The organism is Sphingomonas sp. AAP5 (genome assembly GCF_004354345.1).
In the GTDB taxonomy this organism is placed as follows: Bacteria; Pseudomonadota; Alphaproteobacteria; order Sphingomonadales; family Sphingomonadaceae; genus Sphingomonas; species Sphingomonas glacialis.
The window spans coordinates 431,554-445,136 of the sequence record NZ_CP037913.1; the positions used below are offsets into that span (position 1 = coordinate 431,554).

General features: G+C 69.3%; 11 protein-coding genes. 10 read left to right on the forward strand and 1 reads right to left on the reverse strand.

The genetic code is table 11. The annotated features are described in order from the left end of the window. Positions 1-77 precede the first annotated feature (77 nt). The 10 genes from E2E30_RS01990 (at position 78) to E2E30_RS02035 (ending at position 12,643) form a co-directional block, all read left to right on the forward strand. The gene (locus E2E30_RS01990; RefSeq protein WP_133186761.1) at positions 78-2,429 is read left to right on the forward strand and encodes a sensor histidine kinase; all 2,352 of its coding nucleotides are present in this window, start codon (positions 78-80) and stop codon (positions 2,427-2,429) included. A 51-nt stretch (positions 2,430-2,480) separates the two neighbouring features. Then, positions 2,481-2,729 carry a type II toxin-antitoxin system CcdA family antitoxin gene (locus E2E30_RS01995; RefSeq protein ID WP_133186763.1) on the forward strand — a complete coding sequence of 83 codons (249 nt, stop codon included), beginning with the start codon at positions 2,481-2,483 and terminating at the stop codon, positions 2,727-2,729. Continuing rightward, a complete protein-coding gene (locus E2E30_RS02000; RefSeq protein WP_133186765.1) occupies positions 2,729-3,028 on the forward strand; it encodes a CcdB family protein in 300 nt (99 codons plus the stop codon). The genes E2E30_RS01995 and E2E30_RS02000 overlap by 1 nt, the downstream gene beginning before the upstream one ends. Before the next feature lies 1 nt (position 3,029). Next, positions 3,030-3,470 (forward strand): tRNA (adenosine(37)-N6)-threonylcarbamoyltransferase complex ATPase subunit type 1 TsaE, encoded by a 441-nt coding sequence (gene tsaE, locus E2E30_RS02005; protein ID WP_133186767.1) that lies wholly within the window; start codon positions 3,030-3,032, stop codon positions 3,468-3,470. Beyond that, positions 3,467-4,456, forward strand: coding sequence for an aminoglycoside phosphotransferase family protein (locus E2E30_RS02010; RefSeq protein ID WP_133186769.1), 990 nt, complete (start codon positions 3,467-3,469; stop codon positions 4,454-4,456). The genes tsaE and E2E30_RS02010 overlap by 4 nt, the downstream gene beginning before the upstream one ends. Further along, the gene (locus E2E30_RS02015) at positions 4,456-5,214 is read left to right on the forward strand and encodes a nucleotidyltransferase family protein (RefSeq protein ID WP_133191881.1); all 759 of its coding nucleotides are present in this window, start codon (positions 4,456-4,458) and stop codon (positions 5,212-5,214) included. The genes E2E30_RS02010 and E2E30_RS02015 overlap by 1 nt, the downstream gene beginning before the upstream one ends. Continuing rightward, positions 5,207-8,167, forward strand: coding sequence for a double-strand break repair protein AddB (addB, locus tag E2E30_RS02020; RefSeq protein WP_133186771.1), 2,961 nt, complete (start codon positions 5,207-5,209; stop codon positions 8,165-8,167). Before E2E30_RS02015 ends, addB begins: the two co-directional genes overlap by 8 nt. Before the next feature lie 147 nt (positions 8,168-8,314). Then, positions 8,315-11,761, forward strand: coding sequence for a double-strand break repair helicase AddA (gene addA, locus E2E30_RS02025; protein WP_133186773.1), 3,447 nt, complete (start codon positions 8,315-8,317; stop codon positions 11,759-11,761). Between the two features lie 65 nt (positions 11,762-11,826). Further along, on the forward strand, positions 11,827-12,150 hold the full coding sequence (gene trxA, locus E2E30_RS02030; RefSeq protein ID WP_133186775.1) for a thioredoxin TrxA: 324 nt from the start codon (positions 11,827-11,829) through the stop codon (positions 12,148-12,150). 100 nt (positions 12,151-12,250) lie between these two features. After that, complete coding sequence (locus E2E30_RS02035) at positions 12,251-12,643, forward strand: translation initiation factor 2 (RefSeq protein WP_133186777.1); 393 nt, start codon at positions 12,251-12,253, stop codon at positions 12,641-12,643. 4 nt (positions 12,644-12,647) lie between these two features. On the opposite strand, the gene E2E30_RS02040 is transcribed toward E2E30_RS02035, so the two are convergent. Next, positions 12,648-13,553 carry a glutathione S-transferase family protein gene (locus E2E30_RS02040; RefSeq protein ID WP_133186779.1) on the reverse strand — a complete coding sequence of 302 codons (906 nt, stop codon included), beginning with the start codon at positions 13,551-13,553 and terminating at the stop codon, positions 12,648-12,650. Positions 13,554-13,583 lie beyond the last annotated feature (30 nt).

Genomic DNA, 13,583 nt, shown 5'->3' on the forward strand with positions numbered 1-13,583 from the left:
GTGTGCGTCAGCTTTATTCGTCGCCTGTACCCGCTGGGGGGTTGGGAACGCGGCTCGCTGCCGCTACCCTTGCGCCAATGTTTGGAAGTGGCGACGTTGCAGCAATTCTGGTCGGGGTCGCACTCGCCGTGTTTATCGGCGGGACCGGCTGGGTGCTGTACACCGGCCTGCGCGCGCGGCGGGCCGCGTCCGATGCGATCGCGAGCAATGCCCGGTTGGGTGCGATGCTAGCGTCGGCGCCTGCGCTGGCGATGGTCGTGCGCGCCGACGGGCGGGTCGAATGCAGCGCGCGGCTCGCGTCGTGGCTCGGGCTGTCGACGCCGCCACGCTATCTCGATGATCTCGCACAGGCCGATGCGGGCCTCTCCACCGACGACGCCGCCGCACTCGCCGCCGATGTCGTGTCGGCGCAGAAATCGGGGCGCGGCTTTTCGCGCACCGTCCGCGCGCAAGGCTCCGACCGCGCGCTGATGATCCGCGGCAGCCGTGCGGCGCGCGAGATGCAGGCGCCGGGCGGGGTGATCCTGTGGGTGTTCGACGCGACCGAGAGCGAGGCCGAGATCGTCCGGCTCGGCGACGCGGTCGGCTATGCGACGACGCTGTACGAGGAACTGAGCGGGGTGATCCAGGCCGCGCCGATGCCGATGTGGTATCGCGGCGCCGACCTGCGGCTCGCCATGGTCAATTCGCATTATGTCGATGCGGTCGAAGGCGCCTCGGCCGAGGACGTCATCGCGCGCGGGCTCGAACTGGTCGAGGGATCGGGGATGGGCGGCCCGCTCGCCAATGCCGTGCTCGCGCGCGATGCCAAGGCGGTGCAAAGCCAGGCGATGCCCGCGACGATCCGAGGCGCGCGGCGGATGCTGCGCGTGTACGACGCGCCGCTGTCGACCGGCGGGGTCGCGGGCTTCGCGATCGACATCGAGGATCTCGAGCAAGCGCGTGCGCGGCTCAAGCGCTTCGACGATGCGCAGCGCGCGATGCTCGATCGGCTTTCGGCGGGCGTGGTGCAGTTCGCCGCGGATCGTTCGCTCGTCTTCTGCAATCAGCCGTTCCGGCGGTTGTTCGCGATGAAGGGCGAATGGCTCGCCGATCGTCCCGAATTCGACCGCGTGCTCGAACGCATGCGTGAAACCAAGCGCCTGCCTGAAGTACGCGACTTCCCCGGCTGGAAGGCCGAGCGGCGCGACTGGTTCCTGGCGGGCGGCGGCGAGGAAGAGGAATGGCATTTGCCGGGCGGCGTGCATCTGCGCGTCGTTGCGCAGCCGCTGCCCGATGGCGGGCTGCTGCTGATCTTCGAGGACCGTACCGAAGAGGTCCAGCTCGCCAGCGCGCGCGACACGCTGCTGCGCGTCCGCACCGCGACCTTCGAGAATCTGCACGAGGCGCTCGGCGTGTTCGCCGCCGATGGGCGGCTGCAATTGTGGAACAACAAGTTCCGCGCGACATGGGGGTTCGACGAGGCGTTCCTCTCGACGCATCCGCGCGTCGATGCGCTCGCCGAGCGCGCAGCGCGCCAATTGTCGAACCCCGAGCGTGCGGTGCTGATCAGCGATCTGGTGCGCGCGGCGACGGTCGAGCGCCAGCAGCGCGGCGGGCGTGTCGCCTTTGCCGACGGGCGGCATTTCGAATTCGCCGCGGTGCCGCTGCCCGATGGCAACGGGCTGTTCACGATGCTCGACATTTCGGACAGCCGCCGGATCGAGACCGCGCTGCGCGACCGCAACGAGGCGCTCGAGGCGGCCGACCGGATCAAGACCGCGTTCGTCGCGACGATGAGCTACGAACTGCGCACGCCGCTGACCTCGATCAGCGGTTTCGCCGAGATGCTCCACGAAGGCTATGCCGGCAAGCTCAGCAAGGCGGCGGTGGGGTATGTCGAGGCGATCCTCGAATCGGTCGAGCGGCTGGGCATGCTGGTCGACGAAGTGCTCGATCTGACACAGGCCGAGGGTCGCACACCGGCGCTCGAAATGCATTCGGTCGCGCTCGCGCCGCTCGCGCGCGCTGCCGCCGATGCCGTTGCGCCGCTCGCGGTGAAGCGCAAACTCGAGTTCGCGGTCGAGATCCTGCCGTCGAGCGGCGAGATTTCGGGCGATGCGAAACGCTTGCAGCAAGTCGTCGAGCATTTGTTGCGTCATGCCGTGTCTGGAACGCCCGAGGGCGGGCGGATCCTGCTGCATGTCGATGGAGGTGCCGATGGCGCGCGGATCGTCGTGTCGGACGATGGCGCGGGGATGTCGCGGCAAGCAGTCGCACGCGCGTTCGATCGTTTCGGCCAGCCCGGCATCACGCGCGATGGCGAGCGCGCGCTCGGGCTTGGCTTGCCGCTCGCGAAACAGTTCGTCGAGGCGCATGGCGGGACGATCGCGCTGGTGTCCGAGCCGGGGCAGGGGACGCTGATCACGGTGACATTGCCGCGGGGCTGACGTTGCGCGGTTGGAAGGATGCGCATATTCTATGCGCATTGGAGGTGTCCGATGACTCGAGTCCGTGAAGATCGCGCCGCGTTTCGACGACCAACCAATCTGTCGCTCGACGAGCAATTGGTTGCAGATGCAAAGGCGCTCGGGATCAATGTCTCACGCGCATGCGAAGTCGGGCTGGATGCTGAAATCCGGGCGGAGCGCAATCGCCGCTGGAAAGAAGAGAATCTCGAGGCGACCGCCGCCTGGGCGGAGTATGTCGAGACATACGGCTTGCCGCTCGAGCGCTATCGTCAATTCTGATGGCGCGTTTCGATGTCTATCGCACGCGGGATTTCGACGACGTTCTGCTCGATTGCCAAGCTGACGTCCTTGATGACTTGCCGACGCGATTCGTGGTTCCGCTTGTCCCCGCAGAGCGAATCAGCCGCATTTACGCGCGGTTGAACCCCGTTCTTTCCTTTTCAGACGGCGACTATGTGATGGCCACGCAATATGCGGCCACTGTCCCGGTCAAGGACCTCGGGAAACGTGTCGCAGCGCTTTCTGCCGAACAGTCCGCTATCATGAACGCGCTCGACATGCTGCTGACGGGCTATTGAAATGATCCTCGTCGATCCGCAGGCCAGCGAAGCGCTCGGCGCGCGCCTCGCGGCGCTCGCCGCGCCGGGCGACGTCATCACGCTGTCGGGGACGCTCGGCGCGGGCAAGACGAGCATCGCGCGGGGGTTGCTTGCAGCGCTCGGGCTGGTCGGCGAAGCGCCGTCGCCGAGTTTCGCGATCGTCCAGCCGTATGCGCCGCCCGAAGTGCGCTTGCCCGTGCTGCACGTCGATCTGTATCGCATCGATGACGCGCACGAGATCGAGGAACTCGGGCTCGACGAGGCGCTCGCGGATTCGGTGCTGATCGTCGAATGGCCCGAACGCGCGCCCGGCTGGTGGCCCGAGGCGCTCGCGCTGGCGCTCGAGATGCTGCCCGATGGCACCCGCCGCTTGACAGCCAGCGTGCCCGCTGGCTGGAGGGCGCGATGGCAGCAGATATGATTCCACCCCCGGCCGCGGCGGCTTTTCTGGCCGCTTATGGCTGGGGCGGCGCGACGATCCTTCCGGTTGCGGGCGATGCGTCGTTCCGGCGCTATTTCCGCGTGATCGATGGCGCGCGCAGCGCGATCCTGATGGACGCGCCGCCGCCGCACGAGGACCCGCGCGACTTCATCGCGATCGCGCGCTGGCTCGGCGAACACGGCTTTGCCGCGCCGACAATCGATGCGGTCGATCTCGCACAGGGCCTCGTCTTGCTCGAGGATTTCGGCGACGTGCAGATGCGCGAGACGGTCGATGCCGATGCCGCACGGGCGCCAGCGCTCTACGGCACCGCGATCGATACGCTGGTGCGGCTGCACGGCGTGCCCGCAGCGCCGGTACCGCCCTATGACCATGCGGTGCTGCACCGCGAAGTCGATCTGCTGACGCAGTGGTATTGCCCCGCGGTCGGCGTTACCCCCGATCAGGCGCGCTACGATGCCGCGTGGGACGCGGTTTTCGCGCCCGTGCTCGCCGAACCGGGCGTGACCGTATTGCGCGATTATCACAGCGAAAACCTGATGTTGATCCCGGGCGGAACCGGCGAACGTACGCTCGGGCTGCTCGATTTCCAGGATGCGCTGGTCGGGCATCCGGCCTATGACCTCGTGTCGTTGCTGCAGGATGCGCGGCGCGATGTCGACGAAAGCGTGGAGGCGCAAATGCTGGCGCGGTACAAGGGCGCAACGGGGGCGGGTGACGCCTTCGACAGGGCGTATCACGTGCTCGGCGCACAGCGGAACGCCAAGATCGTCGGCATCTTCACGCGGCTCTGGCAGCGCGACGGCAAGCTCCGCTACGCAGGCCTTTGCCCACGCGTGTGGCGCTATCTCGAGCGCGACCTGGCGCATCCGGCGCTCGCTCCGGTCAGGGAGTGGTTCGACGCAACGCTCCCGGCGGAGCTGCGCGGCGACCCGATGCTGGTCCGCCAGGGCGCCGCGGCGTGATGCGTCCCAAGCGCACGCTGCGCCTGCGGCCCGATTCGAACGCCGCGGTACCGACCACCGCGATGGTGATGGCGGCGGGGCTCGGCACGCGAATGCGCCCGCTTTCGGCGATGCGGCCCAAGCCACTGATCCAGATCGGCGGCACGACCTTCATCGATCATGTGCTCGACCATCTGCGCAGCGCGGGCGTGTCGAAGATCGTCGTCAACGCGCATTACATGGCCGACATGCTCGAGGCGCATCTCGCGGTGAATGCGCACGGGCTCGAGGTGGCGATCTCGGACGAGCGCGGCAAGCTGCTCGAGACCGGCGGCGGGCTGGTCAAGGCGCTGCCGCTGATCGATGCCGACCCGTTCCTGTGCGTCAACACCGATAATATCTGGCTCGATGGCCCGCTCGATTCGCTCAAACTGATGGCGGACGCGTGGGATGATGCGAGCATGGACGTGCTGATGCTGATGATCCCGCAGGCGCGCGCCAACCACAATGCGGGCCTAGGCGATTTCTATCTCGATCCGTTCGGGCGGATCGCGCGGCGCAAGTCGGGGCGGGTGGCGCCCTATGTCTGGACCGGGATCCAGATGCTGTCGAAGCGGCTGATCGTCGATCCGCCGAGCGACGCGTTTTCGACCAACGTTTTCTGGGATCGCGCGATCGAGGCGGGGCGCGCATTCGGCATCGTCCATCAGGGCTTGTGGTTCGACGTCGGCACGCCGGCGGCGATCCCCAAGACCGAGGCGATGCTCGCGGATGGCTGAGGGCCCGCGGCTCTTCACGATCCCCGCGCACCGCGCGTTCGCGGATGCGCTGGCGGCGGGGCTGATCCGACAATTTGGTGGCGATGATCTGGGGCTCGCCAAGGGGCTCGTGCTACTCCCCAACAACCGCGCCAAGCTCGCGCTGACCGACGCGTTCGTCCGTGCGAGTTCGGGCGGATTGCTGTTGCCGCGACTGGTCGCGATCGGCGATCCCGCGCTCGACGAAGCGATCGGCGCAGCGCTCGATCCGGCGGACGATGGTGATCCGGTGCCGCCCGCGGTCGCGCCGCTCGAACGGCGGATGATCCTTGCGCGACTGGTCGCCGAGGAGCGCGCGCGGGCGGGGCAGCCCGTCGATGCGGCTGAGGCGGTGCGGCTTGCCGGCGATCTTGCGCGCACGCTCGACCAATTGCTCGTCGAGGAGATCGCGCCGCATCGGTTGCGCGAGATCGAGCTCAACGAAGCGATGTCGGCGCATTGGGAACGCGCGCTCGCGCTGTTCGGGATCGTGCTCGACCGCTGGCCCGATGAGCTGCGGCGGCTTGGCCGGGTCGACGCGGCGGCGCGGCGCGCGATGCTGTTCGAGCGACTGACGACGCGCTGGCGCGCCGCGCCGCCCGCCGGGTTCGTCTGCGCGGCGGGGGTGATCGACAGCGCGCCCGCAGTGGCGCGGCTGCTGCGCTGCATCGCCGATAGCCCGCGCGGAATGGTGGTGCTCGCCGATCTCGCGACCGGGATGGATGAGGGCGAGTGGCAGGCGCTCGGGCCCCATGCGCCCGATCCGGTGAGCGGCCTGTCGCGGCGATCGATCGAGACGCATCCGCAATTCCATTTGAAGCTGCTGCTCGAGCGGATGGGCGTCAATCGCGGCGAGTTCCGCACCTGGCGCGACGGCAGTGATCACGACGCTACGATCGCGCGCGGCAAGGCGGTGGCGAACGCGCTGTCGGTCGCCGACTATACCGCGCGCTGGACGACTCTTGGTCCCGAGCAGCGCCGCTTGGCGGGAATTTCCGCCGCCGAGCTCGCGACGCCGGGCGAGGAGGCGCAGGCGATCGCGCTCGCGCTGCGCGCTGCGCTCGAGCCCGAGGCGGGCGAGCTGATCGGCACGCGGACCGCGGCGCTGATTACGCCCGATCGTGGGCTGGCGCGGCGTGTTGCCGCGCATCTCCAGCGGTGGGGGATCACCGTCGATGATTCTGCGGGGCGACCGCTGTCGATCCTGCCGCCTGGGACCTTGCTCACCGCGCTCGCCGAGGCGGCGACGCAGCGGTTTGCGCCGCTCGCCTTGCTGACGCTGCTCAAGCATCCGCTGGTGCGCAGCGGAGCGCCGCGTGCGGCGTGGCTGTCGGGGGTGCGGGCGCTCGACCGCGCGTTGCGCGGGCCGCGGCCGGCGGCGGGGCTGGCGGGGATCGACGCGCATCTGCGCGAGGCGCGGCACGCGCGCGCTGCGCTCGAATGGTGGCCCGAGGCGCGCGCATTGCTCGCACCGATCGAACGTGTCTTTGCGCATGGCGCCCAGCCGCTCGGTGCGGTGCTTGAGGCGCTGCGCACGACCGCGCAGGCGCTGTGCGGCGATGCCTTGTGGTCGGGCCCCAACGGGCGCGCGGCGGCGGAATTGCTCAACGAGGCCGAGGCGCATGCTGGCCACGGCCCGCCGACGATCGACCCGGCGAGCCTCGCGGCGTTGCTCAAGACGCTGATGGATGAAGTCGCGGTGCGCTCGCGTCAGGGCGAGCATCCGCGCCTCGCGATCTATGGCTTAATCGAGGCGCGGTTGCAGACCGCCGACATCATGATCCTCGGCGGGCTCAACGAAGGGACGTGGCCGGGCCTGCCCGCGCCTGATCCGTGGTTGGCACCGCGGATCCGCGCCGAGCTCGGGCTTCCCGGGCTCGATCGCGGTGTCGGTCTGGCGGCGCATGATCTGGCGCAGGCGCTCGGCGCGCCGACCGCGCTGATCACGCGCGCGCGGCGCGGGGGCATGCAACCGGCGATCGCGTCGCGCTTCTGGCTGCGGTTGCAGGCGCTGGCGGGCGAGCGGTTCGAGCGTGCGACTGCGCTCGAGGGTTGGACGCGCGCGCTCGACGATCCTGGGGTGCATGAGCCAGCCGAGCAGCCCGCGCCGGTGCCGCCGCGCGAGCGCCGGCCCGAGAAGATCGCGGTGACCGATGTCGACCGGCTCAAAGCCGACCCGTACGCTTTCTACGCCAAGCGCATCCTGGGGCTCGCGCCGCTTGATCCGGTCGATGCCGATCCGAGCGCGGCGTGGCGGGGCACTGCGGTGCACGACATTCTCGAGCGCTGGGCGAAGGAGGATGGCTGTGCGCTCGACCGGCTGCACGCGCGTGCGCTGGCGATGTTCGAAGGCGCGCATCCGATGCAGCGCGCGCTGTGGAAGCCGCGGCTGATGGAGGCGATCGACTGGATCGTCGCGCAGATGGGGCGGAACCTCGATGAGGGGCGTCAGGTGCTTGCGGTCGAGCAATCGGGGGCGGTGTCGCTCGCGGGGGTGATGCTGACGGGCAAGTTCGATCGAATCGATCGGTTGGCCGACGGGACGCTCGCGGTGATCGATTACAAGACCGGCAAGCCGCCGTCGCCGGCAGCGGTGCGCGAGGGGTTCAGTCTGCAGCTTGGGTTGCTCGGGCTGATTGCCGAGCGCGGCGGGTTCGATGCGATTGCCGGCAAGGCGCGCGGGTTCGAATATTGGTCGCTGTCGAAGAAGGGCGATGCGTTCGGGTATGTGACGTCGCCGGTCGATGTGGCGGGGAAGGGCGACAAGGTTTTGCCCGAGGATTTCACGGGCGTTGCGGCGGGGCATTTTTCGGCTGCGGCTGCGGACTGGCTGACGGGGATGCGCGCGTTCGAGGCGAAGCTGCATCCGGAATATGCGCCGTATGCGGAATATGATCAGCTGATGCGGCGGGATGAATGGTATGGGCGTGAGTAAGCTCGGCCTTCTTCCCCCCTCCCTGACCTTCTTCCTCCCCTCCCTGGAAGGGAGGGGCTGGGGGTGGGTTGCTCTCAATGGGAACGTCTCGCTCTCCACGGGCCGACCCACCCCCAACCCCTCCCTTCCAGGGAGGGGAGGCGAAGCATGAGCGACACCAACACCCGCCGCCCGCTCCCCATCCTCAAGGATGCGCAGGCGCGCGCCAGCGACCCCGGCGGGCACGTCTGGCTCTCCGCATCGGCCGGCACTGGCAAGACGCAAGTGCTCACCGCGCGCGTGTTCCGGCTGCTGCTCACCGGCGTCGATCCGGGCGCGATCCTGTGTCTCACCTTCACCAAGGCGGGTGCTGCCGAGATGGCGGGGCGGATCGGCGATCGGCTCGCCGCCTGGGTGCGGATGCCCGAGCCCGAGCTCGTCTCCGACCTGCAGGCGCTCGGCGAGGATCCGTCGCCGGCGCTCCGCGCGCGAGCACGCACGCTGTTCGCGCGCGTGCTCGATTCGCCGGGCGGCGGAATCCGCATCCAGACGATCCACGGTTTCTGCCAGAGCCTGCTCGCCGCCTTCCCGGTCGAGGCGGGGCTCGTCCCCGGCTTCCGTCCGATCGAGGCGCGCGAGGAAGCGGTGATGGCGCGCGATGCGCTCGCCGAGATGCTCGTCGCGGCTGAGACCGAGGGGCGCGAGGCACCTGTCGCGACGGTCGGCGCGCTGAGCTTGCGGCTCGGCGAGGGCGAGGCGGAGAAGTTCCTGCTCGCCTGCGCGCGTGCACCCGCGGCGATGGCCGAGTTGCCGATGGGGGAGGGCGTGCGGCCCTTCATCCGCCGCGCGCTCGATTTGCCGCAAGGCGAGATCGAGGCGGAGATCACCGCCGCATGCAGCGATGATGCGTTCGATGTCGATGCGGTCGCGCGGCTCGCCGCCGCCAACCGGGCCTGGGGCACTGCTACCGGCGGGAACCATGCCGATGTCGCCGAATGCTGGGTCGAGGCCGACCCCGCGATGCGCGCGCAGATGCTCGGCGATCTGATTGGTGTACCCTTCACCGCGAAGCGCGAGCCGCGCAAATATTCGCCCAAGCTGCTCGCTGCCGATCCGGAGTATGCCGATCTCGCGATCGAGATCGGCGAGGCCTGCGCGCATCTGTTGGGCCTGCGCGAGCGCGCTGCGTATGCCGATCTGCTCGCCGATGCGCTGTCGGTCGGGCGCGACTATGCGGCGACGTATGAGCGCGCCAAGCGCCGGCTCGGCGCGGTCGATTTCGACGATCTGATCCGCGCGACGATCAGCCTGCTCGGCCAGCCCGGGATGGGCGAATGGGTGCGCTACAAGCTCGATCAGGCGACCGACCATGTGCTGATCGACGAAGCGCAGGACACCAATCCCGCGCAATGGGCGATCATCCATGCGCTGGTCGAGGAGTTCTTCGCGGGCGAAGGCGCGCAGGATGCCCGCGTCCGCACGCTGTTCACCGTCGGCGACTTCAAGCAGGCGATCTTCGGTTTCCAGGGGACGCACCCGCTCTATTTCGCTGCCGCCGAAAAGAAGTTCGGGACGCTCGCACGCGATGCGTGGGAGGCCGATGACGAGCAGCGCCGCCAGACCGGCACGATGCGCGCGCGTCCGTGGCACCGGCTGTCGCTGACGCAATCGTTCCGCTCGACGCGGCCGGTACTCGAATTCGTCGATGCCGCGATCGAGGCGCTGCCCGATCCCGGATTGGGCGCGATCGCCGACCGTGAGGTGCATGCGAGTGAAGTGCCGGGGCCGGGCACCGTCACGCTGTGGCCGCTCGTCGTCGCGGGCGGGAGCGACGAGGACGAGGAGAGCTGGATCTCCGATTCGACGCGCGAACTCGCGCGCCAGATCGCGCGGACGATCAAGGGGTGGATCGGCACGTTGATGCTCGAGAGCAAGGGGCGCACGCTGCGGCCCGAGGACATCATGATCCTCGTCAAGCGGCGCGGCGAGCTCGCCTCGCTGATCGTCGCGCGGCTCTATGCCGAGGGCGTGCCGGTCGCGGGCGTGGATCGCTTGCGGCTCAATGCCCCGTTGTCGGTGCAGGATCTGCTCGCCGCGATCCGCTTCGTGCTGCAGCCGGCCGACGATCTGTCGCTCGCCGCCTTGCTTGTCTCGCCGCTGATCGGGTGGAGCCAGGAGCGGCTGATGCTGGCGGCACCGCCGCGCACCGGCAGCCTGTGGCGGCATATCTCGGCGACCGAACCGCGCGAGGACATAGCGCCGCTGTTCGCGATGCTCGCGCGCGCCGACATCGCGACGCCGTACCAGTTCCTCGAAGAGCTGCTGTCGGGCCCGCTCGGCGCGCGGCGCAATCTCGTTCGACGGCTGGGGCAGGAAGCGCGCGATCCGATCGAGGAACTGCTCAGCGCCGCGCTCGATTTCGAATCGCTCGGCACGCCGTCGCTGCAGCGCTTCCTCGACTGGTTCGATCGCGGTGAGGTCGAGATCAAGCGCGATCCGTCCGCGCCGCTCGATGCGGTGCGGGTGATGACCGCGCATGGGGCGAAGGGGCTGCAGGCGCCGCTGGTGATCCTCGCCGATGCGGCGGTCGATCCGACGCGCTCGCCGCGTTCGACGCTCAACTGGCGCGCGGGCGACATGGCGAACGAACTGCCGGTGATCCGCCCGCGCAAGGGCGAGGCGACCGGGCCGCTCGCCGTGCTGGTCGAGGAAACCGCGGCGCGCGATCTCGAGGAGCATTGGCGGCTGTTCTATGTCGCGGCGACGCGCGCCGAGGAGCGGCTGGTGATCGCCGGATCGGTCGGTCCGCGCGCGCAAGGGATCGCGCCCGAGCAGAGCTGGTACGCCGCCGCCGACCGCGCGATGGCCGCGCTCGGGATCGCGGGCGAGGGCGCGCGCGACTTTGCCGGGCGTGAGCCGCAACGTCCCGTCGCGCCCGATCGCCGTGCGGCGCGCGGGGCAGCGACGCACGAGCCCGTCCCCGACTGGGCGCTGCGGCCCGCACCGCAGGAAGCCCGCCCGCCGCGTCCGCTCGCGCCGTCGTCGCTCGGCGAGGACGCGGTCGCCGATGCGCCGCCGACGCCGACGATGCGCGCCGCCGCCGAGCGCGGGCGGTTGATCCATGCGCTGTTCGAACGCTTGCCCGCGGTCGCGCCCGAGCTGCGGGCGGCGGCGGCGGATCGCTGGCTTGCGCAGGCGGGCGCGGTCGAGGATGCCAAGGACCGCGCGCGGATCATCGCGCCGGTGCTGGCGGTGCTCGATGATCCGACGCTGGCCGAGCTGTTCGGCCCGAACGCGCTCGCCGAGGCGCCGATCGCCGCGGTATTGCCCGACGGGTTCGTCGTGTCGGGGACGGTCGATCGGCTGTTGGTGACCCCCGAACTGATCCGCGTGGTCGATTTCAAGACCGGGCGCGCGGTGCCGGCGGGGCTTGCCGACGTGCCCGCCTATCATCTCAAGCAGATGGCGGCGTATGTCGCCGCGCTCGCGGTGATCTTCCCGCAGCGCCGCGTCGAGGCGGCGTTGCTCTACACCAGCGGGCCGACGCTCCACGCCCTGCCCGACGATCTACTCGCCGCGCACAAGCCAGGCTTTGCGGGCGTGGAGCAAAGCTAGCCGTCATGCGCTTGAGTGTACCCGGCGCACATCCTATCTCTGCGTTCACACGAAGGAGTTTCACCATGGCGACCAAAAAAATCACCGACGCGAGCTGGGAAGCCGACGTCACCAACGCAACCGGCCCGGTGCTGGTCGATTTCTGGGCGGAGTGGTGCGGCCCGTGCAAGATGATCGGGCCGAGCCTCGAGGAAATCTCCGAGGAACTCGGCGAGCAGGTGACGATCGCCAAGCTCAACATCGACGACAATCCCGATGCGCCGGGCAAGTTCGGCGTGCGCGGCATCCCGACGATGATCCTGTTCAAGAACGGCGCGCCTGCCGCGACCAAGGTCGGCGCCGAGCCCAAGGGTCGGTTGAAGGCGTGGCTCGAGGGCGAACTCGCCTGAGATCCTATCGCGGGTTAGGCCATTAGCGCTTTGAAGCGACAGCCTTTTCTGGATATCCTCCCGCCAGCGCGTGAGCCCCACGCGCTGGCGGAGTCGTATCATGATCCTGGCGAAGCGCGCGACCGCGGCCGTGGCGGCGATCCTCCTGCTCGGCGGGTGCGCGACGATCTCGCACGGCACGACGCAAAGCCTTGAAGTGCGCTCGCAGCCGGCGGGGGCCGACGTCAGCACGTCGCTCGGGATCGCGTGCGTCACGCCGTGCACGCTGCGGCTCAAGCGCAAGACCGGCTTCGTCGCGACGATCCGCAAGCCTGGCTATCAGCCGCTTGAGGTTGCCGTCAGCAGCATCGACCCTGAGCGGCCGGGTGCCGCTGCCCGTAGTGCGCTGACGACGGGACTGGTCGGCTACCTTGTCGATCGCGGCAATGGCGCGTTGCGCGAACTCAAGCCCAACCCGATCGACGTAACCTTGACGCCCGAGCTGCGACGCTGACGCGTCAGGCGGGTGCGAGGATCTGCCCGATCCGCGGGAAATGCACCGCGACGCGCCCGACGTCCGGATCCTCGCGCAGCACGACGATCTCGCGCGGTGTCAGGCGCACCAGCGCGCCGGTTACCGCATCTGCGCCGGGGTCTTCGGTTCGAACGGTGACGGTCTGGCCCGCTGTGAAGCCGCTGTCGGGCTCGATCAGCTCGGTCGCGGTGGGTTCGGCATCGCGCGCAATGACGAGCGCTTCGGCCGCGGAGAGGTCGGTCGGCGTGCCATGGCCGATGGCGGTGACGCGCTCGAACCACGCGGCGAGGTGCGGCAATCGGGCGGTGCGCGCGTCCTTCATCCCGAAATTGCCGTGGAACCACAGGTTCATCGCCGCAGCGCAATCGGCATAGCCGGGCGCGTCGCCGCCGAGGAACGCGCGCCCGTCGCTCAGCGCGTCGTCGAGCCGCGCGAGCCAGCCGGTGAATTGCGCGAGCAGATGCGGCGCGGCCTTGGCGATGCGGTCGCGGTCGAAGCCGAACAGTTTCTTGCGGTCCTCGAAGAACGCGTCGGGGATGCGGTCGAGGAACGGCGCCATCGCCGAGCCGACCGCCTGGCTGAAGGTCGCGCCGCCCGCCTGCAGCGCGAGCACCGCGTGCAAGCGACCGAGCGGGGCGGGGAACAGGCTCGGGCCGGGCAGTGCTGCCTCGATCGCCTCGATCGCGATCGCGGTATCGCAATAGATGTCGGCGCCGATCTGCAGCACCGGCGTCTTGCGATAGCCGCCGGTGAGCGGGGTGAGATCGGGCTTGGGCGCGATGTCGGGGATGATCACCGAGCGCCAGGCCGCGCCCTTGATGCCGAGCGCGATCCGCAGCAGCTCGCTATACGGCGAGCGCGGATAATGGTGGAGGATAATCTCGGACATCGGGGCTCTCCTGGTGTTTTTTCTCTTTAT

Coding starts and splice junctions, on each gene's coding strand:
- E2E30_RS01990 (WP_133186761.1), top strand. CDS start 78: ATGTTTGGAAGTGGCGACGTTGCAGCAATTCTGGTCGGGGTCGCACTC.
- E2E30_RS01995 (WP_133186763.1), top strand. CDS start 2,481: ATGACTCGAGTCCGTGAAGATCGCGCCGCGTTTCGACGACCAACCAAT.
- E2E30_RS02000 (WP_133186765.1), top strand. CDS start 2,729: ATGGCGCGTTTCGATGTCTATCGCACGCGGGATTTCGACGACGTTCTG.
- tsaE (WP_133186767.1), top strand. CDS start 3,030: ATGATCCTCGTCGATCCGCAGGCCAGCGAAGCGCTCGGCGCGCGCCTC.
- E2E30_RS02010 (WP_133186769.1), top strand. CDS start 3,467: ATGATTCCACCCCCGGCCGCGGCGGCTTTTCTGGCCGCTTATGGCTGG.
- E2E30_RS02015 (WP_133191881.1), top strand. CDS start 4,456: ATGCGTCCCAAGCGCACGCTGCGCCTGCGGCCCGATTCGAACGCCGCG.
- addB (WP_133186771.1), top strand. CDS start 5,207: ATGGCTGAGGGCCCGCGGCTCTTCACGATCCCCGCGCACCGCGCGTTC.
- addA (WP_133186773.1), top strand. CDS start 8,315: ATGAGCGACACCAACACCCGCCGCCCGCTCCCCATCCTCAAGGATGCG.
- trxA (WP_133186775.1), top strand. CDS start 11,827: ATGGCGACCAAAAAAATCACCGACGCGAGCTGGGAAGCCGACGTCACC.
- E2E30_RS02035 (WP_133186777.1), top strand. CDS start 12,251: ATGATCCTGGCGAAGCGCGCGACCGCGGCCGTGGCGGCGATCCTCCTG.
- E2E30_RS02040 (WP_133186779.1), bottom strand. CDS start 13,553: ATGTCCGAGATTATCCTCCACCATTATCCGCGCTCGCCGTATAGCGAG.